General features: G+C 48.5%; 21 protein-coding genes and 1 other annotated feature. Of the genes, 2 read left to right on the forward strand and 19 right to left on the reverse strand.

The annotated features are described in order from the left end of the window. Positions 1–17: 17 nt before the first annotated feature. Positions 18–1,802, reverse strand: a complete 1,785-nt coding sequence (aspS, locus tag FQV26_RS10965) for an aspartate--tRNA ligase (protein WP_146557510.1) — start codon at positions 1,800–1,802, stop codon at positions 18–20. A gap of 2 nt (positions 1,803–1,804) precedes the next feature. Beyond that, positions 1,805–3,085 carry a histidine--tRNA ligase gene (gene hisS / locus FQV26_RS10970; protein ID WP_146557511.1) on the reverse strand — a complete coding sequence of 427 codons (1,281 nt, stop codon included), beginning with the start codon at positions 3,083–3,085 and terminating at the stop codon, positions 1,805–1,807. Between the two features lie 57 nt (positions 3,086–3,142). Continuing rightward, positions 3,143–3,382: a binding site (T-box leader), on the reverse strand. Positions 3,383–3,493: 111 nt separating this feature from the next. Between hisS and FQV26_RS10975 the strand changes: the two genes are divergently transcribed. Continuing rightward, positions 3,494–5,068, forward strand: a complete 1,575-nt coding sequence (locus FQV26_RS10975) for an N-acetylmuramoyl-L-alanine amidase family protein (RefSeq protein ID WP_146557512.1) — start codon at positions 3,494–3,496, stop codon at positions 5,066–5,068. Between the two features lie 498 nt (positions 5,069–5,566). Here the strand turns inward: FQV26_RS10975 and dtd are convergent, their stop codons facing one another. The 14 genes from dtd to ruvA all read right to left on the reverse strand — a co-directional run bounded on the left by dtd (position 5,567) and on the right by ruvA (position 21,037). Further along, positions 5,567–6,007, reverse strand: a complete 441-nt coding sequence (gene dtd / locus FQV26_RS10980; RefSeq protein ID WP_146557513.1) for a D-aminoacyl-tRNA deacylase — start codon at positions 6,005–6,007, stop codon at positions 5,567–5,569. Between the two features lie 9 nt (positions 6,008–6,016). Beyond that, complete coding sequence (locus tag FQV26_RS10985; RefSeq protein ID WP_146557514.1) at positions 6,017–8,209, reverse strand: RelA/SpoT family protein; 2,193 nt, start codon at positions 8,207–8,209, stop codon at positions 6,017–6,019. A gap of 80 nt (positions 8,210–8,289) precedes the next feature. Then, complete coding sequence (locus FQV26_RS10990; RefSeq protein ID WP_146557515.1) at positions 8,290–8,814, reverse strand: type 1 glutamine amidotransferase domain-containing protein; 525 nt, start codon at positions 8,812–8,814, stop codon at positions 8,290–8,292. 24 nt (positions 8,815–8,838) lie between these two features. Continuing rightward, positions 8,839–10,392: a glycosyl hydrolase family 28-related protein gene (locus tag FQV26_RS10995; RefSeq protein WP_146557516.1), complete on the reverse strand. Its 1,554-nt coding sequence runs from the start codon at positions 10,390–10,392 to the stop codon at positions 8,839–8,841. Positions 10,393–10,485: 93 nt separating this feature from the next. Further along, positions 10,486–10,998 (reverse strand): adenine phosphoribosyltransferase, encoded by a 513-nt coding sequence (locus FQV26_RS11000; protein WP_146557517.1) that lies wholly within the window; start codon positions 10,996–10,998, stop codon positions 10,486–10,488. Then, a complete protein-coding gene (gene recJ, locus FQV26_RS11005) occupies positions 10,989–13,331 on the reverse strand; it encodes a single-stranded-DNA-specific exonuclease RecJ (RefSeq protein ID WP_146557518.1) in 2,343 nt (780 codons plus the stop codon). The genes FQV26_RS11000 and recJ overlap by 10 nt, the downstream gene beginning before the upstream one ends. 86 nt (positions 13,332–13,417) lie before the next feature. Then, the gene (locus FQV26_RS11010; protein ID WP_146557519.1) at positions 13,418–13,771 is read right to left on the reverse strand and encodes a LapA family protein; all 354 of its coding nucleotides are present in this window, start codon (positions 13,769–13,771) and stop codon (positions 13,418–13,420) included. A 78-nt stretch (positions 13,772–13,849) separates the two neighbouring features. Then, positions 13,850–16,123, reverse strand: coding sequence for a protein translocase subunit SecDF (gene secDF / locus FQV26_RS11015; protein WP_146557520.1), 2,274 nt, complete (start codon positions 16,121–16,123; stop codon positions 13,850–13,852). Positions 16,124–16,455: 332 nt separating this feature from the next. Next, positions 16,456–16,770 carry a post-transcriptional regulator gene (locus tag FQV26_RS11020; RefSeq protein WP_146557521.1) on the reverse strand — a complete coding sequence of 105 codons (315 nt, stop codon included), beginning with the start codon at positions 16,768–16,770 and terminating at the stop codon, positions 16,456–16,458. Between the two features lie 117 nt (positions 16,771–16,887). Continuing rightward, complete coding sequence (gene yajC / locus FQV26_RS11025; protein ID WP_146557522.1) at positions 16,888–17,163, reverse strand: preprotein translocase subunit YajC; 276 nt, start codon at positions 17,161–17,163, stop codon at positions 16,888–16,890. A 42-nt stretch (positions 17,164–17,205) separates the two neighbouring features. Next, complete coding sequence (gene tgt, locus FQV26_RS11030; protein ID WP_146557523.1) at positions 17,206–18,348, reverse strand: tRNA guanosine(34) transglycosylase Tgt; 1,143 nt, start codon at positions 18,346–18,348, stop codon at positions 17,206–17,208. Then, entirely contained in the window at positions 18,345–19,427 is a 1,083-nt protein-coding gene (gene queA / locus FQV26_RS11035) for a tRNA preQ1(34) S-adenosylmethionine ribosyltransferase-isomerase QueA (protein WP_146557524.1), read from the reverse strand. Before queA ends, tgt begins: the two co-directional genes overlap by 4 nt. Next, entirely contained in the window at positions 19,424–20,422 is a 999-nt protein-coding gene (gene ruvB, locus FQV26_RS11040; protein WP_146557525.1) for a Holliday junction branch migration DNA helicase RuvB, read from the reverse strand. Before ruvB ends, queA begins: the two co-directional genes overlap by 4 nt. 18 nt (positions 20,423–20,440) lie before the next feature. Continuing rightward, complete coding sequence (gene ruvA / locus FQV26_RS11045; RefSeq protein WP_146557526.1) at positions 20,441–21,037, reverse strand: Holliday junction branch migration protein RuvA; 597 nt, start codon at positions 21,035–21,037, stop codon at positions 20,441–20,443. A gap of 125 nt (positions 21,038–21,162) precedes the next feature. Here ruvA and FQV26_RS11050 point away from each other — a divergent pair, with 125 nt between their 5' ends. Then, a complete protein-coding gene (locus FQV26_RS11050) occupies positions 21,163–21,696 on the forward strand; it encodes a transcription repressor NadR (RefSeq protein WP_146557527.1) in 534 nt (177 codons plus the stop codon). Between the two features lie 92 nt (positions 21,697–21,788). On the opposite strand, the gene pheA is transcribed toward FQV26_RS11050, so the two are convergent. Genes pheA through obgE form a run of 3 tightly spaced genes read right to left on the reverse strand, consistent with a single transcriptional unit; the run spans position 21,789 to position 24,423 of the window. Then, positions 21,789–22,649 (reverse strand): prephenate dehydratase, encoded by an 861-nt coding sequence (gene pheA, locus FQV26_RS11055; protein WP_146557528.1) that lies wholly within the window; start codon positions 22,647–22,649, stop codon positions 21,789–21,791. 15 nt (positions 22,650–22,664) lie between these two features. Further along, a complete protein-coding gene (locus FQV26_RS11060) occupies positions 22,665–23,117 on the reverse strand; it encodes an ACT domain-containing protein (RefSeq protein ID WP_142827729.1) in 453 nt (150 codons plus the stop codon). A 16-nt stretch (positions 23,118–23,133) separates the two neighbouring features. Continuing rightward, on the reverse strand, positions 23,134–24,423 hold the full coding sequence (obgE, locus tag FQV26_RS11065; RefSeq protein WP_146557529.1) for a GTPase ObgE: 1,290 nt from the start codon (positions 24,421–24,423) through the stop codon (positions 23,134–23,136).

The following is a 24,423-nucleotide window of genomic DNA, read 5'->3' on the forward strand; positions in this document are numbered from 1 at the left end:
TTATTTAGACAAGTCTTTTACTCTGTTACTTTTTTATTATTCTGAATGTTCAGCGCTAAGCTTAATTCCTCAAGTTGAGCACCTGAAACCGGGCTTGGGGCGTTTGTCAACAGGTCGCTTGCGCTCGCTGTTTTCGGGAAAGCAATGGTGTCGCGCAGGTTAGTCCGTCCAGAAAGCAGCATGACAAGACGATCCAGGCCGAATGCGATTCCGCCATGCGGAGGCGTTCCATATTCAAATGCTTCCATCAGGAAACCGAATTGCTCATTGGCTTCTTCTTTGCTGAAGCCAAGCACTTCAAACATCTGCTCTTGGATTTCGCGACGGTAAATACGGGAAGATCCCCCGCCTAGTTCATAGCCGTTCAAGACAAGGTCATATGCTTGCGCGCGGACATTCTGCGGCTCAGTTGCCAATTTATCCAGGTCTTCTTCAAATGGCATTGTGAATGGATGGTGTGCTGCATAGTAGCGGCCATCTTTATCATCGTACTCCAACAGCGGCCAGTCTGTAATCCACAAGAATTTGTAGATCGAGTTGTCGATTAGGCCAAGCTCTTTGCCGAACTTCAAACGAAGTGCGCCAAGTGCATCTGCCACTACGGTCTTCTTATCTGCAACAAACAGCAATAAATCCCCTGCTTCTGCTTGTGCGCGTTCTGTCAAAGCAGTTGCCGCTTCGCCTTCAAAGAATTTGGCAATCGGTCCTTTGACGCCTTCTTCTTCGACTTTAAGCCAAGCCAGCCCTTTTGCTCCGTAAACTGCAGCAAATGCGCCAAGCGCATCAATGTCTTTGCGTGAATAGTTGGCAGCCTGTCCTTTAACGTTGATCAGTTTTACCTGGCCGCCGTTTTCGATCGCTCCGGTAAAGACTTTGAACGCTGAATCTTTTACCAGGTCTGATACGTCGACCAATTCAAGCCCGAAGCGTACATCCGGTTTATCCGAACCGTAACGGTCCATCGCTTCTGTATAGCTCATGCGCTGGAATGTCGGTTCAATGTCGATTTTTTTGACATCTTTCATCATTTGGACCATCAGGCGTTCGTTCATCCCGATAATGTCTTCCATCGTCTGGAAGCTCATCTCCATATCAATTTGCGTGAATTCCGGCTGGCGGTCTGCACGAAGATCCTCGTCACGGAAGCAGCGAGCGATCTGGTAATACTTATCAAAGCCGGATACCATCAGCATTTGTTTGAAAAGCTGCGGCGACTGCGGCAATGCATAAAACTCTCCGTCATGGACACGGCTCGGCACCAAGTAGTCGCGTGCGCCTTCAGGTGTCGATTTGGTCAAAATCGGTGTTTCCACTTCAATAAACCCTTCTTCGTCCAAAAAGCGGCGGATGGATTTGGTGATATCTGAACGCATTTTGAATGTTTCATACATAGCCGGACGACGTAAATCCAGGTAGCGGTATTTCAAGCGCAAGTCTTCGTTGACATCGGTGTTGTCCTCGATGGCAAACGGCGGATTTTTAGCTGCGTTAATGATGGATGCATGATCTACCTGCACTTCGATTTTTCCGGTTTTCATGGCTGCATTGATTTGGCCTTCTGCTCTTTCCACAACCAGTCCGTTGATATGAACCACGAATTCATTGCGCAGCGATTCGCCGATTGCTGCCGCTTCTTTCGAAATTTCCGGGTTGAAGACAACTTGCACGATTCCAGAACGATCCCGGACATCCACAAAAATCAATCCGCCCAAATCGCGGCGTTTTTGTACCCAGCCTTTTAATGTAACACGCTGCCCAATGGCAGTTTCATCGACTTCTCCACAATAATGCGTTCTTGACATAGTTATTCCTCCAGTGATTTCTTTTTCAATATGGTTTGGGCGATTTCTTCGAATGCCATTTCCTGCTGCTCACCCGTCGCCATTTCCTTCAATGCCACTTTTCCGCTTTCCAGTTCGGTTTCCCCGATGACGAGGACAAATCCTGCACCTTTGCGGTCAGCGGATTTCATCTGTGCTTTCACTTTGCGCCCGGCAAAATCCATATCTGCTGAAATGCCGTTCAAGCGCAGATCACGGACAACTGAAAATGCTTTTTTCTTTGTGGTTTCGTCCATTGCGACGACGTAGACTTCCAAATTATTTGATTGGCCGATTTCCACTTTTTCCATTTCCAGCGCCAACAATAGCCGCTCGATGCTCATCGCAAATCCTATGCCTGGAGATTCCGGTCCACCAAGATCTTCTACAAGGCCGTTATAGCGTCCCCCACCAGCCAAAGTCGTAATCGCACCAAAGCCTTCAGCTTCACTCATGATTTCAAATGCTGTGTGGTTATAGTAATCAAGGCCGCGGACCAGATTCGGATCGACGACAAAGTCGATGTCCATGCTGGAAAGGTATGATTGGACTTCATTGAAATAAGCCTGTGATTCTTCGTTCAAAAAATCAGCTAGAGACGGTGCGGTCGCCATCAAAGGATGGTTGCGGTCCACTTTACAATCCAGAATACGCAACGGGTTTTTCTCGAGGCGTGTCTGGCAGTCGCTGCAGAATTCATTGATGCTTGGTTCGAAATGTTTGATCAATGCTTCTTTGTGCGCCACGCGGCTTTCTGTGTCACCCAACGAGTTGATGACTAAACGCAATTGCTTAAGGCCGACAGAACGGTAAAGGTCCATCGCCAACGAAATCACTTCCGCGTCAATCGCTGGATCTTTGGAGCCGATCGCTTCGACGCCGAACTGAACAAATTGGCGCATGCGGCCTGCCTGCGGACGTTCATAGCGGAACATCGGGCCGGTGTAGAATAATTTTACCGGCTGATCCGGTACGCCGAACAATTTATTTTCCACATACGAACGAACGACAGATGCTGTGCCTTCCGGACGCAAAGTCAGAGAACGATCGCCGCGATCCTGGAAGGTATACATTTCCTTCTGGACGATATCCGTCGTATCGCCGACGCTGCGAAGAAATAATTCTGTGTGTTCGAAAATCGGTGTGCGGATTTCTTTGTATTGATAAAGTCTGCACAAATCATTGATTTTTTGTTCAACTTCCTGCCATTTAGCGGATTGATCAGGCAACACATCATAAGTGCCGCGTGGTGCTTGAATGTTCATCGGTCGGTTCACTCCTCTGTTTTTTCCATACAAAAAAGCCCCCGCCCCTTGCTTTACGCAAGGGACGAGAGCCTGTATAAGCTTCCGCGGTTCCACCCTAGTTGATGCAAAAAGATGCATCCTCTCATTCCGGGTAACGGCCGGTTCCGTTTTTTCCTAGTAAGCGGCATGCGCTTTTCAGAAAAAAGCCTCGAAAGTGTTTTTCGTCGCAGTTGTCTGCAGGAAAGTTTACAGCCCGAGACTTTCCCTCTCTTTTCAGCCAAATCATGCAATTACTTTCTTTGTCGTCAGCAAATATATAAGGATAATAAATCAATCTTAATAACTCCCACATAGCTTGTCAACCTTTTTACACAAGGCGCTTGTTTTTTGATACTATGGAATAGAAATTGTTTTAGGGGGAATGGCATGAAGCGCAAGGGGTTTATTGTACTTATTTTATTCTTTTTATTTATAGCCGGCAGCATTCCGCTGCTGGATAAAGATCATGTATCAGCTGACAGCGGCACCGTTGAGATTTCCGGTACAACGGTCAATGTCCGTTCCGGGCCAGGCTTGTCCTATAGTGTAACCGGCGACTTGGAACAGGGACAGACCGCTTCCGTCATTTCAAAACAAGGCGACTGGCTTGAAATCCGCGTTGATGGCCAAGAAGGCTGGATTGCTTCATGGCTCACAACCAACTCAGGTGAAGAACAACAAGCTTCCGGACAAACCGCAATCTCCTCAGTCAACGGCTTGAATGTCCGCGCACAGGCCGATCTTTCGGCCGCAGTGCTCACGAAAATGAAAGCTGGCGATGAAGCGAACGTCATCAGCACAACAGGTGAGTGGGTGGAAATCGATTTCCGCAACACGCGCGGGTTCGTCTCAACGCAATACATAAGCCTGACAGATAAAACGTCAACACCAAAGCAAACAGATGACAAGGCTGAACCTGAGCAGAAAAAAGACGCAATCTCCAAAGTATCCTCTTTTGAAATTGCCGTCAGTGCATTGAATGTCCGCTCAAAACCGGATCTGAGCTCAAAAATCCAACAGACAGTCAGCAAAGGCCAGGTATTTCCAGTCGTTTCTATGGCAGGCAATTGGGTAGAAATCAAATTGGCTGAAGATAAAAACGGTTGGGTATATGCGTTCCACGGCCAATTATCCGACAAAGCGGTCGAAACGGTCGCAAGCAATGAAGAAGAATCCATCACCATCCTGACCAATGGAACGAATCTGCGGACCGAAGCCACTACTGCTTCTGAAGTTGCCAGCCGCGCAGATGCAGGCACTCAACTCGCAGTGATCGGCAAACAAGGCGAATGGTATCAAGTTTCATTGCCTGACGGCAAAGCTGCCTTCGTCGCCGAATGGGTCGTATCATCAGAAGAAACGATTGTAGAAGACGAACAACCCGAAGTGCCTGAACAACGCAAAAAAGGAACATTGAATGGCGTTACAATTGTCCTCGATCCTGGGCATGGCGGAAATGACGGCGGTACAGTCGGAGTCCGCAAAACAGAAGAAAAAGACCTGACATTGAAGACGGCTGAAATCCTGTCTCATCATTTGAACGCAGCTGGAGCTGAAGTTGTCATGACCCGTCAATCCGACACGTATGTGGACCTTCGCAAACGTGTTGCGAGCAGCCATCAAGCCGGAGCTGACGCTTTTATCAGCATCCATTATGATTCCACTGATGACAGCACAGTGTCCGGATTCACTTCCTATTACCAGCACGATTACCAAAAAGAGCTGGCTGAATACCTCAACTCAGGTCTTAGCGATAAATTGACGCTCCATGACCGCGGTGTTCAGCATGGCAATTACCTCGTGCTGCGTGAAAACCGGCAGCCGGCCATTCTCGTCGAACTAGGCTTCCTCAGCAACTTTAACGAAGAACGCGTCCTGACGACTAATCAGTTCCGTGAACAAGCGGCACTCGGCCTCTATAACGGCTTAATTAATTATTTTGATGCACAACTTAGCGAATAAGACAAAGCACGGAGAACTTTTCTCCGTGCTTTTTTGTGCGGAAAATGCGGTTCGTGCATATTTCTTTTTGACTCCCTACCTGTCAAGCCGGTTTCTGCACGTTAAACGAGCGCATTGGTGCTTTGGGTGAACAGGCTGGCCGATTGCCGGCAATCGTGTTCGAAGCCACCGGCGTCTATTCACACCCACCAAACCTTGATTCTCCTTTCACCGGCTGCTTGAAGTGCAGGGCCTCGACTCCAGCGGAATAGTGAGACGACCGAGACCCCGCAAGGAGCGCAACGACTGAGGAAGCTTGGGCGCGAACCCGCGGAAAGCGAGCGCCGGAAAGGAAAGCAGCCCTTTGAGCTCCTTGCTTATTCTGTTCTCTCGGAATATCGAGGAGAAAGAGGCTTGACTAATGATAAGAAAGCGTCCGCCTGGAGCAATTTCTTCGAATTTAGGAAGTCAAAAAAAAAGAAGCACAGGCAAATTCGCCTGTACTTCTCCACCATTTCGTTATTTCGACTCCACTAAAATCGTCACAGGGCCGTCATTGATTAACTGGACGTCCATCATGGCGCCGAAGATGCCCGTTTCGACAATCAGTCCGTGACTGCGCAGCGCATCGTTAAAAGCCTGCCAAAGCGGTTCAGCCGTTTCCGGACGGGCCGCTGAAATAAAACTTGGACGGCGTCCTTTTTTAACATCGCCATATAGCGTGAACTGAGAGATGGAAAGAATCTCGCCGCCGTTGTCGAGAATCGACCGGTTCATCTTGCCTTCTTCGTCTTCAAACAGGCGAAGCTGCGCAATTTTGCCGGCCAGATAATCGGCATCCTTTTCTGTATCTTCATGGGTGATGCCGACGAGCAGCACATAACCGGAGCTGATGGCTCCAGTTATGTCTCCGTCGACTGTCACTGATGCTCTTTTGGATCGTTGCAAAACTACTCTCATGCGGCCTCCTTAATTCATCACACGCTGAACAGAATAGACATCGGGAATCGATTTGATTCGTTCGACGACACGGTTCAGATGTGAAATATGCGGAATCATGATCGACAGGTTGATCGTCGCAATTTTATCTTTATCTGCTCGGCCGCTCACTGCAGTAATCGTAGTCTTCGTTTCGCTGACCATGTGCATGACTTCATTGATCAACCCGGTGCGGTCGTATGCCTGCACTTCGATGTCGATCTGGTACGATTTATTGTCAGGCGAGCCTTCATTTTCCCACTCAACCGGAATCAGCCGGTCATTTGCCTCGGAATGAATATTTGGGCAATCGGTACGGTGGACTGAAACGCCGCGGCCTTTGGTAATAAACCCGATAATGTCGTCACCTGGAACCGGATTGCAGCATTTTGACAGGCGGATCATCATATTGTCGATTCCTCTGACGATGACACCAGACTCGGTCTGCTTTTTCGGTACATTGGACTTCATTTCGACCGTAATTTTTTCAAGCGCTTCTTCCTGCTCGCGCTTTTTGCGCATTTTTTCAGCCAGACGGTTGACGACTTGCTGGGCCGTGATGCCAGTAAATCCGACAGCTGCATACATGTCTTCTTCGCCCGCAAAATTGAATTTCTCACATACGCGTTTAATGTTTTCGTTCGTCAGCACTTCTTTGACGGGGAATTCCTGCGCCTTGATTTCTTTTTCAATCATATCGCGGCCTTTTTGAACATTGTCTTCGCGCAATTGCTTTTTGAAGAATTGCTTGATTTTATTTTTTGTTTGAGTCGATTTGGCAATTTTCAGCCAGTCACGACTCGGGCCGAACGACTGCTTGGAAGTCAGAATTTCCACGATATCTCCCGTGTGAAGTTCTGTGTCAAGCGGTGCCATCTTGCCATTGATTTTGGCGCCGATGGTTTTATTGCCGATCTCTGAATGGACCCGGTACGCGAAATCAATTGGGCAGGAACCTGCCGGCATTTCGATAACATCGCCTTTTGGTGAAAAGACATAGACCATATCCGAAAACAAATCGTATTTCAGCGACTCCATGAATTCTTCAGCGTTATCGGATTCGTTCTGGAAATCCAGGATTTCACGGAACCACGATAAGCGTGAATCAACAGAGCTTTTCGGTTTATCGATAGTTTTGCCTTCTTTATAAGCCCAATGCGCCGCTACTCCGTATTCAGCAATGCGGTGCATTTCTTCTGTACGAATCTGCACTTCCAGCGGGTCGCCTTGAGGGCCGATCACCGTCGTGTGAAGTGATTGATAAAGGTTCTGTTTCGGCATGGCGATGTAATCTTTGAAACGTCCAGGCATCGGCTTCCATGTGGAATGGATAATACCGAGTACTGCATAGCAGTCTTTGATGCTTTCTACAGTAATGCGGACAGCCAATAAATCATAGATTTCATTAAATTGCTTGTTTTGGACAGCCATTTTTTTATAAATGCTGTAAATATGCTTAGGGCGCCCGAAAAGATCCGCTTTAATGTCGACATCGTCGAGTTGTATGCGGATCTCATCCATGACCTTATTCAAATAATCTTCCCGTTCGGTCCGTTTCTTTTTCATCAAATTGACAATCCGGTAATACTGCTGCGGGTTTAAATAGCGCAGCGCGGTATCTTCAAGTTCCCATTTGATGGTATTGATTCCAAGCCGGTGCGCAATCGGGGCAAAGATCTCTAATGTCTCATTGGCTTTTATACGTTGCTTTTCAACAGACTGGTATTTCAATGTCCGAAGATTATGCAGACGATCCGCCAGTTTGATCAAAATGACACGGATGTCCTGTGCCATCGCCACAAACATTTTGCGGTGATTTTCCGCCTGCTGCTCTTCTTTCGACAAATACTTGATTTTGCTCAACTTGGTGACACCGTCGACCAGCATCGCCACTTCTTCATCGAAGTCACGGACGATGTCTTCACGGCTGACTTCCGTATCCTCTACCACATCATGCAAAAAGCCTGCGGCCACTGTAGCTGGATCCATTTGTAATTCTGCCAGGATTCCTGCCACTTGAACCGGATGCACAATATATGGTTCTCCGGATTTCCGGAACTGTCCCATGTGGGCATCGTACGCAACCTGATATGCCTTCTTAATCGTTTTTACATGATCGGCATTCATATAAGACGCAACCATCTCGAATACATCTTCAGCTGTTCTTACTTGATCTTTCGCCATAATTGCCCACCTTGCTTTAAATTTTTCCAAAAGTATATCTTTCTATTATAAAAAACAAAGTGCCAAAATGTAAAGCTTTGTTAGCTGTTCTCAAGCACTTTAATAAATTCACGCAGGTAGTCCGGCAGATCGGGCGGACGACGGCTTGAAACCAGATGTCCATCGACCACTACCGCTTCATCCAGCCACTCCGCGCCGGCGTTGACCATATCGTCTTTTATGCCTGGCGTACTGGTGACTTTCCGGCCGTTTAAAATATTGGCGGAAATAAGCACCCAGCCAGCATGGCAAATTTGGCCGATCGGTTTTTTCTGGTCATCCATCTGGCAGACAAGCTCCAGAACTTCAGGAAAGCGCCTGATTTTATCCGGTGCCCAGCCTCCCGGGACCAAAATGGCATCGTATTGGTTGTTTAGAGCCTCCCCATACGACAGATCCGATTTGGCCGGCACACCGTATTTGCCGATGTAATCGACGCCTGCCTCTTCACCTGCAAGTTCCACTTCAGCGCCTTCTTCACGCAACCTTAAAATTGGGTACCACAATTCCAAATCTTCAAATTCATGATGAACAAAACTCAATACTTTTTTTCCTGATAATCTCATTGTATTGCCTCCTAGTTAGTTGTTTCAAAGCAGATGGGCACTCCGCTTTCTGACCGCTTTCAAATGGACCAGCCGGCTGCCTTTCCCGACAATGACCGCCTGTTCAGCAGAACCCAGACTGACAAGATTCTCTACACGTATATTGTGGGCGTTTTGCTCGCCTCCTGCAACGGAAACGTCTGCGCTGGCCGTCGTGAAATTTCGAATTACCCCATTGGTTAATGAAACATTTGCAGCCCGGTATTGAATCGCTGCAGCCGGCTGCCCTTTATAATCATAATTCGGATCGCCTACGAACAAAAAACGGTTGATGGCGACATTACGGTAACCTGATACCACTAACGCACGAGGCGTCGATCCTTCATAGAGCGACGTTTCGATCGGTTCGAGCGCAACCAGCCGCTGTGCGCGTATATTGAACGCCGATCGCGATTCGGGATCGTCTTTTAGATGATGGCCAATATGACGGAAGTTGAACGACCGGTTGTCATGTACCGACAGATGTCCTGAAATATGGACACCGGCCGCCGCGGAGGAAGTCGCATGGGCTTTGATTTCCACTCCGCCGAAACAGCGGGTGCTTGAATTGTTGACCAGCCAGACATGGCGTGAGCCATCGTCCACTTCAAAGCCATTGGAATTGGAAAACCCAGCCTTATGTGCCCGGCCGCTCGGATCGCTGAAATGTGAATTTGATACGAAGATATAGTCGCTGTGATGGGTCGTCAAGCCGTCATCCCCAAAACCGGAACCGCTGACTCCATCAAGCCAGACAAACCGGCTCCCGCCTTTGCCCCGTAGTCCGTCTCCCGCGTAATTATAGAGAGGTGACGTAATATCAAAGCAATGAAGCCCCGGATTGAGCGCTTCTACATCTTTGACCCAGCCATAGGTAACATGGGCATAGGTCAGACAGCTGGAATAATTGCCGCCCGCACTGGTTTTTTCGATTTCCCCCAGCCGTTCGACATGCCAGTCCAACGTCAGCTGCTCGACAGAAATATTGCGATTGCCCGACAAGTAGTTGCTATTAGTCAAAAGACGGGCTTTCCGCGGCGCTTTCGGATGCAGTTTTAAAACGGTCCGCCCTTTTCCTGCTCCAATAAGACGTGTCCAAGATGGCAGCTGCAGTCCGTTGACCAAAAAGACACCTGCAGGCACCTTCACTTCCACAGCACCTTTGCCGATGGCTTTCTTAAAAGCTTCTGTGCAATCCGTTTCCCCGTCTCCAACAGCTCCAAAATCTCTGACATTGACGCGCTCATTAATGGTCGACTCAAGCTTTCGGTATTCACCGTCCAGCCGATCCTTCCATTCAGGATATAGTTTCGATCCGGAAACCTGGGTTTCAAAGCCGTGTTCGTCTTCCGGTTTGAATTCTTCGGCGAATAAAGACCAAAGTTTTTCAGTGAATGTGCTTTTTCGCCGAGCGTGTTTACTGACGGCGAAATCTTTTTTGATGGCAGCGAAGAATTGTTCCGTCTCGCGGGTGATTTTTTCAAGAGGAGTGCGATCGTCCAGCAATTGGTCAATCCATGCAGTATTTAATCGGGGGTTGTGCTCTTTTTCCAGCTTCACATCCAGTCACCTCCCATTCTTGGTCATTACTGTCTCCATACCCTGGTTACAAGAAAAAAATCCCTCCGCACAAAAAGGCGAAGAGATTCATTATCAATATTGCATTAAGGTCGTTACATCATAGCCATCCAAATTTTTGCGGCCGTCCAAATAAGTCAACTCGATCAAAAATGCGCAGCCGACTACGATGCCGCCAAGCTGTTCCACTAAATTGATGGTAGCACCGATTGTGCCCCCTGTAGCAAGCAAATCATCGGTGATCAAGACACGCTGCCCCGGTTTGATGGCATCTTTGTGCATCGTTAATACATCCGATCCATATTCAAGTCCGTATTGTGCACGAATGACTTCGCGCGGCAATTTGCCTTCTTTGCGGACTGGTGCAAAGCCAAGCTCAAGTGCATAGGCAACTGGGCAGCCGATAATGAATCCGCGTGCTTCAGGTCCTACGATAATTTCGGCGTTCACTGTTTTTGCGTATTCAACAATTTGATCTGTTGCATACTTATAAGCAGTTCCGTTGTCCATCAATGAAGTGATGTCTTTAAAACGGATTCCTGGTTTTGGCCAATCTTCAACAATAGTAATGTACTTCTTCAAATCCATATTTCTTCCTCCTTGGCAGACACTTTCGCATCGAACCACTCTTTTAAATCTTTATAAGATGCGTACAAAAGCTTCTGCTCCAGTGCAATCTGCTGCTCGCGCTTCTTGTAGATCGGCGCTTCCGACAAATCCTGTTTGCTCGGCGATTGTGCAATCTCGGTAATACCATTGTTAAGTGTAACAAAACCGAGTTCAAAAAACACCTGCAGCATGAAAAATAATGATTCACGTGTCCAACCTTTGTGTTTGGCAAGTTCATCGCAATGTTTATTGAAATCGAAAGATCCCCGTTTCTTAAGGAAAGCGAATAGCCATTTAAACTGTTCACGCGTCGGAATTTGCTCGAAATACTGAGAATCCTTGGCATGGAAATGTGCATAGATCCGCTTCGGCTTAAACTTAGAAAGCACCGCTGCTAATTGTTCTTCCGACTCGGGCAGATCCAACAGCACTAAATGGTCCTTGTCGCCAGCTAAAGCATCCAATTGAGCCACCGTACAAATTGGCTGGGGCAAGAACGACTGGAATAAAGCCGGCGTCTCTTCTTTAAATGCTAAGTACACTTGGTTTTCCTGCGGAATCAGCTTCGACCAGCGCGATACTTGGCGAATGCCCCGAATATCAAATAACTGCCATTGGTCAGTTCGGACATCTTCCACCATCAATTGCGGTTTTTTCCGGCCATTCCATTCATTGATCTGCAGATCGCCAATGACATCGATTTTAACATCCGGCGTCAGCTCATCTCCAACTGGACCGATGCCGAAACCAACAGCATCCAGCGAAGCAGCATGCTGCGTCAGTTCCATCTTCAAGTGGTTCTGCGCCGCTCCAATTTTGCGGATGGATGCCACTTTAACCCCTTCTAAGTAGAACTTCGGCTTGGCAAAGCCCATGCCGAACGGTGCAAGCTGCCGCATCGATTCAATGGCCGTAATATCGATTTCATCCAAACGGAGCGGGATGTCGATTTCTACGACCGGCAGCAAGTCTTCTTCCGTCAAGCTTGTTTCCGCCTGCTTATTGAGACGTTCGCGCAATTCATCCACATCAGCCGCTTCGAGCGTCATGCCGGCTGCCATCGGATGTCCGCCGAAATGCGGCAGGATGTCCCGGTTTTTTGCCAGTTCGTTGTATAAATGAAAGCCTTCGATGCTGCGGGCTGAGCCCTTCGCTTTTCCGTTTTCCGGATTTAGCGACAGCACAATCGATGGCCGATAGAATTTTTCCGTCAGTTTTGATGCAACAATTCCGACAACTCCCGGGTTCCATCCTTCCTGGGCTACGACAATAACGCGCGGAGACCCGTTCGGATAGCGCTGCTCCACTTGCTGCATCGCCTCATCAGAAATCTGCTTAACGATAGCCTGCCGTTCTTTATTCAAAACGTCCAGACCGGAAGCCAATGAACGCGCTTCTGCCGGATCGTCCGTCAAGAACATCTGGACGGCAGGATCTGCATCCTGCAGACGGCCGATCGCGTTGATGCGCGGCCCAAACATAAAGCCGATGGTCTCTTCTGTGATGTCCTGCTGCTTGATGCCGGCAACTTCACATAAGGCGGCAATCGCCGGACTTGGCGAGTCCACTAGCGCAGCTAGTCCTTCTTTAACAAAAAGCCGGTTTTCACCATGAAGCGGAACCAAATCGGCAACTGTGCCGATCGCCGTCAGCTCGATCAAGTGATCCGGAATTTCTTCGTATAAAGCATGCGCCATTTTGAAAGCCACTCCGACTCCTGCCAGTTCTCCGAACGGATAATTGCCTTCTGGATGTCGCGGGTGAACAATCGCCAGTGCATTCGGCAAGGTTTCTCCGATGTCGTGGTGGTCGCTGATGATGACGTCCATCCCTAAGCCATTAGCGAAATCGACTTGTTCAATTCCCGAAATGCCGTTATCCACAGTGACAATCAATTTTGTCCCGTTATCGAATGCCTGCTGAAACAATTCAGTATTCGGCCCGTACCCATGCTTAAAGCGATTCGGTATCATAAAGGACACATCGGCCCCTAAATCCTGCAATACGGTCATCATGACGGTGGTGCTGGTCACTCCGTCTGCATCGTAATCACCGTAGACCACTATTTTTTCCTGCTTGTCGATGGCAGCGCGAATGCGTTCAACCGCCACATCCATATCCTTCATCAAGTAGGGATTATGTATGCCGCTCTGGTCCATTTCCATAAATGCACGGGCTGCTTCCGCCGTATCCAAACCGCGTGTCACCAAAATCTTGGCCAATACGGATGAAATTTTTAGTTCGTTTTGTATGATTTGTACTGCCTTGTCATCAGGCGTCGTCAAACGCCATCTTTTTTTGGATTCAATCATCTGTATCACTTCCTCACCGGTTCATTATACAGTAAAAAAACGCAGACAAAAACCTTTCGGCGACTGCACCGAAAGGTTCATTTTTTTCAGATTTCCTCTTGTGTCCGTTCTTCACTGGTGACGATCTGCGCGTCCGGCACCACTCCGGCTTTCTGGTACTCGCCGATTTCGTTCTGCTGTGTCGCGATCAAGTTTTCTTTAACCGCCATTTCTTTCTGCAAAGCTTTTATTTTGCGCTGCATCTGGTATTGGCGCATGATTGCCAATACGCCGCTGAGCAAAAATCCGAGTAATGCGGAAGCGAGAATGACCAGGATCAACGGCCATTCGGCTTCGCCGAACACATAGTTGACCGGTACTTCGTCAACGTTAACAACGGCAAATACCGCAATAATAACTGCAAATACAAGTCCAACTAGAATGAGCCATTGCAATTTCATAGAAGATTCTCCTCTCAAAAATAAAAAAAATGGAACAAGGTCATAGTAACTATACCCTGTTCCATTTCAACTCTAAACTTATACGACAGGCTCGTCTGAACCCCATTTAGATTCTTGTTCTTTCTTCTCGATATCGATCGGCCCTTTTTTCTTCAGTTCGCCTTTTTTCAGAACCAGCCACAGTTGGGCAGCGATAAAGATGGAAGAATAAGTACCGGCGATTAAACCGATCAGTAAAGCGATGGAAAAATTAGTGATCGATGGTGCGCCGAAGATCAATAACGCAATGACCACCAATAACACAGTCATTACCGTATTGACGGAACGGCCAAGCGTCTGGCGAAGCGATACATTGACCACTTTTTCCAACTGCTCCACTGAATCGATTTTCTTCATGCGCTTCATGTTTTCACGAATCCGGTCAAATGTCACGATGGTGTCATTGATCGAATAACCGATGATCGTCAGAACCGCAGCGATAAAGGTGATGTCCACCTCAAGCCGCAGCAAACTGAATACGGCAATGATGAAGAACGCATCGTGGATCAAGGCTACCACTGAAGCCACACCCATGCGCCATTCAAAGCGGACGGCTACATAAATGATGATTCCGAGTGCAGCAATCGATAAGGCATACAATGCATTTTTCGCCAATTCCTGACCGACTGTCGGCGACACGGTCGAGACGTTTGGCTCTGCACCGAACTCTTCCACAGCCACTTCTTTCAAACTGTTGATGTCTTCCTGGCTAAACTCCTCGTTGTACCGGGCTACGCCGATATTGGAAGCATCACCCGAAATGACGATGTCGTCTGTTTCATAACCAGCGCCATCCAGGAAATTCTCTACTTCCTCTTTTGTCAGTGCCGCTTCCGAAGTGATTTCAACTCGTGTACCACTTGAGAAGTCGATGCCGAGATTTAGGCGGAATACTCCAAGAACAGCCATCCCCGCAACAATCAAGACAATCGAAGCCAAAAAGAATTTATTGCGGTTGCCCGCAAAATCAAAACGGTCGAAGCGTGTTGTAAGATCGGTGATTTCCAACTCTTCTTCTTTTGCATGGACATCCGCCTTTTTCAAACCGAAGAGGCCGAACTTATTGTCCAGTACTCCGCTGTTGACCCATAGGCCAAGCAGCAGGCGAGATCCCCAAACGGCTGTCAGGAAGCTGACCAGAATCGAAATAATCAGCAATGTCGCAAATCCTTTTACAGAGCTTGTTCCGTAATAAAACAGCACAACAGCCGCCAGCAATGTGGTGATATTGGCATCGATGATTGCGGAGAAGGATGAACGTGCGCCTACCCGGAAAGCATCTTTTACGGATTTTCCGACACGCATCTCTTCACGGATCCGCTCATATGTGATGATATTGGCATCTACTGCCATACCCACACCAAGCATGATTGCCGCGATTCCAGGCAATGTCAGAACGCCGCCGATCCATTCAAATACCAGAAGGATCAAATAAACGTAAGCTGATAAAGTAACGACTGCGATCATTCCCGGCAAGCGGTAATAAATCAGCATGAACAACAGAACCAACGCTATACCGACAGCCGCTGCCACCATTGTCTGGTCAAGCGCCTGTTCACCGAACTGGGCACCGACAGAAGTCGAATAGATTTCTTCCAGACTTACCGGCAATGCACCTGCATTCAGGATACCTGCCAGATTTTGTGTTTCTTCTACAGTGAACGATCCGGAGATTTCAACAGAAGGCGACGAAATCCGCTGCTGCACGCTTGGTGCTGAAACGAATTTCGGATCCGCCTTCATGCGTTCTTCCGCATAGGAATCTACGCCTTCTTCAAAATCCAGCCAGATGACCAGCACGTTATTCGGTGCCGGCATCTGAGAAACTTCTTCTGTCACTTCAGCGAATTTTCCTGGGTCATTCAATTCCAGCGTGACAATCGGATTGCCGTTCTGGTCGAATGTTCCAGTAGCGCCGCCTTGCTTCAGATCATTTCCGGAAAGCAGCAAATTGTCTTCCGCATCGCGGAAAGTCAGATTCGCTTCCGTCGACAGCAGTTCACGCGCTGAAGACTGATCCTCGACCCCCGCCAACTGCACGCGGATGCGGTTATCTCCTTCAATCTGGATGACCGGTTCACTGACGCCGAGCACGTTGATACGGTTCATCAACGCGTCTGTCGTATCCGTCAAAACACTTTCCGTAATTTCCTGGCCATCTAATGTTTCCACCTCGTAGAGCACTTCAAATCCGCCCTGAAGGTCCAAGCCTAATTTAATGTCTTTAGCGATGGGTAAACTCGTCGTGCCAATGATTCCTATCAGTACAATAACCAGTAAGAAAAAGGCAATGATGCGACCTCTTGCTTTCATATGTAAACTTCCTCCTCGGGTGTGTAAAACACAGCACTATCATTATGAAACAGCCGCTGATTACTGTCAAATCGGACTTGATGAGTTGAACTCAATCTGTTGATTTATCTGTTTTAGCGAGCGCTGCTCTGGCGTAGATATTCCGCATACCAGCTCCGCTTTCTGGCCCGCAGGATGCGGGTCAGAAAGCAGGTGCGACAGGACGTTGCGCTGCTTGCTTCCAAGGTCTTGCAACAAGGAGGCTCAGCGCTTCGTCCGCGGAAAGGGTCCCTCTGCAGCGACTTCTTCAGCTTGATTTTCTTAGTCAGGCAGAAAAGATTCTCTAGTTTAACTTACATCGGTTTTTTCGGGGATGGACGCAAGAGATGCTCGATGTTTTCGAGTGTGCTGTCGTCGTTCCAGCGCGCCTTCTTTAATGCCTCGACTTGGTGGTAGGCCAGGAAGTCGGAAGCAGTCATGTCCATGATGTCATTGATCATTTCATAGAGGTGCATTGTGCTTATATCTTTTTTTCGCCATTTTTTTCTGACACAGAATTCCCACAAATCTTCTTCTGTAAACGTATCGTATTCAAAATGGTGAAATTCACTGCGTTTGCTTTCAAGCGCCGGCAAAACGAATTCATATTGATCTGGATAACTCGCCATGCGTGTACTCCTTTCCAACGTACTAAATACATTGTACCTTGTAACTGGAAAATTTAGAATAAGGACATTATGATCATTAAAAAAACGCCTTCAAAGTCGAAGGCGTTTTTCATTGTTTTAGATTGTTGATTTTGCAGATTCCACAACACGTGCGATTGCTTGACGCTCGAACTGCAAGCGTGTGCCATCAGCTACAGTGACGTAGACGGTTGCATCATCAACTGCATCTACAAGGCCGTGCAAACCGCCGATTGTCACGATACGGTCTCCGCGTCTCAATTCAGATTGCATGTTTGCCGTTGCCTTCTGACGTTTCTGGGCAGGACGGATGATGAAAAACCACATTAGCAAGAACATTAATAGTAAAGGTGATAACGCAATTAAAGTTTCCATTATTCATTTTCCCCCTTTCACTTTCTCTATTCTCGTACAAACTCAGAAATTTTTAGCATTGGGTTTATTGAAACCGTAAGCTTCAAAAAATTCTTCGCGGAAATCTCCCAGGCGGTCTTCGCGTATCGCTTGACGCACCTGTTCCATTAAGTTTAACAGAAATTGCAGGTTATGATAACTAGTAAGTCTAATTCCGAAGGTTTCATCTGCACGGATCAAGTGATGGACATAGGCACGCGAATAGTTTTTGCATGTGTAGCAATCGCATTTTTCGTCAATTGGACCGAAATCACGCTTGAATGCAGCGTTTTTAATATTCAATCGGCCTGTGCTTGTCATTAAGGTGCCGTTGCGGGCAATCCGCGTCGGCAAGACACAGTCGAACATATCGATGCCGCGGATCGCGCCGTCAATCAAGGAATCGGGTGAACCGACACCCATCAAGTAACGCGGCTTGTTGGCTGGCATCAATGGCGTCGTAAACTCAAGCGCACGGTTCATGACGTCTTTCGGTTCGCCGACCGATAAGCCGCCGATTGCGTAGCCCGGGAAGTCGAGCGATACAAGGTCCTGTGCACTTTGTTTCCGCAAATCTTCGAATTCGCCGCCTTGAATGATGCCGAACAAGCCTTGGTCTGCTTTGCGCTCGTGAGCTTCCAGGCAGCGTTCCGCCCAGCGGGAAGTCCGTTCAACACTCGATTTCATGTATTCGTGGGTCGCCGGGAACGGCGGGCATTCGTCAAACGCCATCATGATGTCAGAGCCCAGGTCGTTCTGGATCTGCATCGCTTTTTCCGGGCTCAAGAACAGCTTGTCGCCGTTCATATGGTTGCGGAAGTGGACGCCTTCTTCTTTGATGTTGCGGAATTCACTCAATGAAAACACTTGGAATCCACCGGAATCGGTTAAGATCGGACGGTCCCAGTTCATAAATTTATGCAGGCCGCCTGCTTCTTTGATGATGTCGTTGCCAGGACGCAGCCATAAGTGGTAGGTATTGCTGAGAATGATGCCGGCGTTCATGGCCTTCAGTTCTTCAGGCGACATGGTCTTGACCGTCGCCTGCGTGCCTACTGGCATAAATGCCGGTGTTTCAAACGAACCGTGCGGCGTGTGGACGATGCCGAGACGCGCTCCCGTCTGTTTACAGGTCTTGATGTGTTCGTACGTTACTGCTGCTGTCATTGGTGAGTCTCCTTTTTCTGTGGTTCAATGAACATCGCGTCTCCGAAACTAAAGAAACGGTAGCGCTCATTAACGGCTTGTTGATAGGCGTTTAAAATATGGTCACGATTCGATAATGCGCTGACCAGCATGACCAACGTCGATTTCGGCAAATGGAAATTGGTGATTAGGCCGTCGATGGCTTTGAATTCGTAGCCCGGGAAAATGAAAATATCAGTCCAGCCGCTGTCTTCCTGCAGCTGTCCATCAAATTTCTGAGCAACGGATTCCAAGGTGCGTGTCGAAGTGGTTCCAACCGATATAATGCGACCGCCCTGCTCTTTGGTTTGATTGATCAAATCAGCGGTTTCCTGCGTGATGCGGTAAAATTCCGCATGCATCTCATGATCTTCAATCGAATCGACCGATACCGGACGGAATGTTCCGAGACCAACATGCAAAGTGATAAAAGCAATATTCACGCCTTTTGCCCGGATCTCTTCCAATAGCTCATCAGTGAAATGAAGACCTGCAGTCGGCGCTGCAGCGCTTCCCCGCTCTTTAGCGAAAACGGTCTGGTAGCGGTCCTGGTCTTCCAGTTTTTCACGGATATACGGCGGCAAAGGCATTTCACCCAATTGGTCCAAAATCTCGTAGAAAATGCCGTCGTAAATCATTTTGAAATGACGTCCGCCATGATCCAGGATCCCCGTGCATTCTGCACGCAGCAACCCTTCGCCAAAAGAAACGATGGTGCCGACTTTGACTTTCTTCGCCGGTTTGACCAAAGTTTCCCAGACGTCGTCTTCGATTTGCTTTAATAGCAGCACTTCAATATTGGCGCCAGTATCTTCCTTGACGCCCATCAAACGAGCAGGCAAAACACGCGTGTCGTTGAGGACAAGCGTGTCTCCTTTATGCAAATGATCGGTGATATCGCGGAAATGACGATGTTCCGTGTCTCCAGTGGATTTGTTCATGACCAATAGCCGGCTAGACGTACGGTCCAGCAGCGGTGTTTGGGCAATCAATTCCTCCGGCAATTCAAAATCAAAATCTTGTACATTTAAAGTTGTGGGTGGTGTAGTTAATTTAGTCATTCAGGCATCTCCATTTTAAAGTGTTCATAGGCAAGCGGTGTGACGGTGCGGCCTCTTGGCGTTCGCTGGATAAAACCGATCTGCAGCAAATACGGTTCGTAAACATCTTCGATTGTTGTTGATTCTTCTCCGATGCTTGCAGCGATGGTATCCAGACCAACAGGACCGCCGCGGAAACGTTCGATCATGCCCGTCAGTAATTTATGGTCAATATGGTCCAACCCGAGCGGATCGACCTGCAGCATTTCCAGCGCCTGCTCCGCCATGTCCATTGTGATGGAGCCGGTTCCGCGCACCTGCGCATAATCGCGGACACGTTTCAGTAAACGGTTGGCGATACGCGGGGTCCCGCGGGAGCGGCGGGCAATTTCAACTGCAGCGTTCGGATCGATGTCCGCTTCGAACAGTTTCGAGCTGCGGACGACGATTTCCGTCAATGCTTCCGTGTCGTAGTAATCGAGGCGTGACAAGACCCCAAAACGGTCGCGCAGTGGTGCAGATAAGGCTCCTGCACGAGTTGTGGCACCGATCAACGTGAACGGCGGCAAATCAAGCCGGACAGATCTCGCAGTCGGCCCTTTGCCGACCACGATGTCCAGACAGAAATCCTCCATCGCCGGATACAACACTTCTTCAATCGAACGGTTCAAGCGATGGATCTCATCAATGAATAAAACATCTCCAGGTTCTAAAGACGATACGATTGCCGCCAAATCTCCCGGACGTTCTATTGCCGGCCCACTGGTCATTTTGACGTTGACTTCCATTTCATTGGCGATAACGGCGGCCAATGTCGTTTTCCCGAGTCCAGGAGGCCCGTACAACAGCACATGGTCCAAACTCTCCTGACGCATTTTCGCGGCTTCGATGAAAATTTGCAAATTGTGTTTTACTTTTTGCTGTCCGATGTATTGGGACAACAATTGTGGGCGAAGCGATTGCTCAAAGCGTTCGTCGAACTCTGAAATTTCACTGTCTATGATGCGTTCTTCCATGCCGTTCGCCTCCTTTCATCAGTTTTGTTTAAGCAGCAGCTGCAGCGCTTTTTTCATGAATCCTTCTGTATCCAGATCCAGATCCCGCAGCTGTGGTTTGACCTTGGTGATTTCGCGTTCTGAATAACCCAGTGCCCCGAGTGCCAACATCGCTTCTTCCAGCTCTGCCTGGTCGCTTGACAGCAACGTATTCGTCTCTTCCGGATCGAAAGGATCGCCGAAAAACTCGGTCAGCTTGCCTTTCAAGTCGAGAATCATCTGGCGGGCCGTCTTCTTGCCGACGCCTGGGAATTTCACCAAATAGGATTCATCTTCCCGTTCGATCGCTTCGATGACATGCTGCGGCTGTCCGCTCGCTAAAATCGCGAGCGCGCCTTTCGGACCGATGCCGGATACTGAAATCAGCTTGCGAAACAATTCGCGCTGTTCAAGTGTCGGAAATCCGAACAATAGCTGTGCATCTTCCCGAACATGATGATGCAGAAATACCTGCAGTTCATCCGACCCGAAAGAATACGGATTCGGAGCAAAAATCTGCCAGCCGATTCCTTGCTGTTCTATTACTAAATATTCAGGCGTTACGCGTGTAACCTTGCCTTTTATGTAATCGTACATGGACAGTCTCTCCTTTAATTCAACCTATTGATTATAGCATATTCAGCTGCTTTAGACGAAATAAACCCGCTGCTGTTTAGCACATGTTAAGATAAAGATAACGAGTTGATAAGCGAGGGATCCACATGAAAAAACTATTAGGTGAACAGCGGCGCCAATTTCTGCTGGAAAAAATAAAATCTTCAGCGCAGCCGATGACCGGCAGCGAGCTCGCTGCACTTGCGAGCGTGTCGCGCCAAGTCATCGTCGGCGACATGACGCTGCTGAAAGCAAAAGGCGAACCCATCATCGCGACCAGCCAAGGTTACCTTTACCTGGCTGACCGTGCAGCAGAAGAAGCCAGCCGGCGCATCGCCTGCCGTCATCAGCCAGAAGATACCGAACGCGAACTAAAGCTGCTGGTGGAAGCCGGCGTTACGGTCAAAGACGTATCAATTGAGCATCCCGTATACGGTGAACTGACAGCGGGCATCCATGTCTCAAACGTCCAGGAAGTCGAAGCTTTCATGAAGCGCGTACGCGATACCGGTGCCAGCTACCTGCTGGAACTTACAGATGGTACCCATCTTCACACCATCACCGCGCCAGACAATACGACGCTGGCAAAAGCCGTCAATGCTATGCGGGAAAACGGCTACTTATTGGAAGAAAGTGAATAGATTTTTACGGCCCATGATTCCGCATTGCGGGGTTATGGGTTTTATATGTATTGAAAAAGCCCCGCAGCGTGTTCGCAGCGGGACTCCCAAAATCAGTACGTATAATACGAGCCGAGTGTTTTGACCGTACAGCCAAGTGCAGCCAGTTCTTCAAATGCGCCGCGCATCATGGCGTCTTTTTCATCAGCCAGCACATCGGCGATGAAGAAATAATCACCGAGGCCGGTTTTCAGCGGACGCGACTCGATTTTGCTTAAGTTCAGCCGGCGCCATGCGAAAACGGACAAGATCTGGTGCAAAACACCTGAACGGTCGTCATCTGGCGGCGTGATCATCAAAGTCGTTTTGACTTGATTGTCATGCTTCGGGTCTTCGAGCTTGTGATCGGTTTTTGACAGCACGAAAAAGCGTGTGTGGTTAAAATGGAAATCATGGATATCGCGCTGCAGAATATCCAGCCCGTATTTATGGGCAGAGAATTCATTGCCGATAGCCGCGATATTGCGTTCCGGCAATTCGGAAACCATCTTAGCCGCAGCAGCCGTCGAGCTGTATTGCTCCAAAGGCGTACTTCTGTATGTATAGAAAAGATATTTATGGCATTGCGCCAATGCATGCGGATGCGAATAAATCGCTTCAAATGATTCCGCGTTGCGGTTTTCAGGGTGTACCAGCAAATGCTGTTCGATCGGTGATAATACTTCCGCCGTGACATACAATTGCGCTTCGTGGAATAAATAATCCACCGTCAATGGAACAGATCCTTCCAACGCATTTTCCAGCGGCACGACAGCGTAGTCCACGCTGCCTTCTGCCACTGCTTCTATGCATTCGGGAATGGTTGTAAATGGCACCAGGGTACCTTCAGGAAAAACTTTTGTTGCCGCAAGGTGTGTAAATGACGCTTCCGGCCCTAAATAAGAAATACGTTTTTTAACAGCTTGTCCAGTCATTTATACATTCCTCCATTAAGATGATCCACTTGATACCACATCAGCCGACTCGACAAAATCGAGCTTTTTCAGCTGCTGCAGAAATACATCCAAATCCCCGTCCATTGCCGTTACATCCAGGGACAAGGTTACATTTGCCCGTCCTTGGATCGGTATGGTCTGGTGGATGGTCAAAATATTGCAGCCGTTTTCGGCGACTGCCTGCAAAAGCGTCGCGAGCGTTCCTGAACGGTCTTCCAATTGCAGGAAAACCGTCAGGATCCGTTCTTTGACAATCGAATGGAACGGAAATACAGCGTCCCGATATTTATAAAACGCAGAGCGCGAAAGACCTGTCTTGTTGACCGCGTCCATGATGGAAATACGGTCATTCTGCAGCATTTTTTTCACTTCGAGCGTCTTTTGCATCGCTTCTGTCAAAACGTCTTCACGCACTAAATAATACCGTTGTTCCGAAATATCCTTCATTCAAGCTACCTCCGCATCAATCCATAAATTCGAATTCGAATTCAAGCAGGCGAACCGTGTCGCCATTTTCCGCTCCGCGCTCACGAAGTGCATCATCAATTCCCATACCGCGCATTTGGCGGGCAAATCGGCGAATTGAATCTTCACGTGAAAAGTCGGTCATCTTGAACATGCGTTCAATCGCATAACCGGTCAAGACGAATGCTCCATCGGACTCACGCGTAATGTTGAAGCCATCTGCATCGGATTCGTGTTTGTAGAGAACCGTGCTTTCTGAATCTTCTTCGGTCTCGTCGATCAATGGGAATTCCGGCGTCACTTCGATTACATCGGCAATCGCGAACAAAAGATTGTTCAAGCCTTTGCGCGATAATGCAGAAATCGGGAAAATGCGGGCATCTTCAGGCAACTTCTCACGGAATTTCGCTAGATTCTCTTCCGAATCCGGCATATCCATTTTGTTTGCAACGATCAGTTGCGGACGTTCCGTCAAACGCATATTGTATTGCTTCAATTCTTCATTGATAGTGACATAATCTTCATAAGGATCGCGTCCTTCAAGACCTGACATATCGATGACGTGGATGATGACACGCGTCCGTTCGATATGGCGGAGGAATTGATGGCCAAGGCCGATTCCTTCGTGTGCGCCTTGGATCAAGCCTGGAAGATCGGCCATGACAAAGCTGCGATCGTCTTCCGTTTCAACCATACCGAGATTCGGGACGATCGTCGTGAAATGGTATTCAGCGATTTTTGGTTTGGCAGCAGAAACGACCGATAGCAAAGTCGATTTTCCGACACTCGGGAATCCGACAAGTCCGGCATCCGCCAACACTTTCAATTCCAGGATTACATTGCGTTCAAAGCCCGGTTCGCCTTTTTCAGACAGTTCCGGTGCCGGGTTCGCAGGCGTCGCGAAACGTGAGTTTCCTCGGCCTCCGCGTCCGCCTTTGGCGATGATCGCTGTTTGCCCATGCTCCACTAAATCGGCGATCGTTTCGCCCGTATCGACGTCTTTTACGACTGTGCCCGGTGGAACTTTGATGAATGTATCCTGTGCTTTCGCCCCGTGCTTATTGGCGCTCATTCCGTGTGTTCCGCGGTCTGCTTTAAAAATCCGCTTGTAGCGGAAATCCATCAGCGTCCGCAATCCTTCTTCAACGATAAAGACGATATTTCCGCCTTTTCCGCCGTCACCGCCGGCAGGTCCGCCGTCCGGTACATATTTTTCGCGGCGGAATGCAACCATGCCATCCCCGCCGTCGCCACCTCTAACATAAACTTTTACGTGATCGACAAACAT

The organism is Planococcus sp. CPCC 101016, from assembly GCF_007859295.1.
In the GTDB taxonomy this organism is placed as follows: domain Bacteria; phylum Bacillota; class Bacilli; order Bacillales_A; family Planococcaceae; genus Planococcus.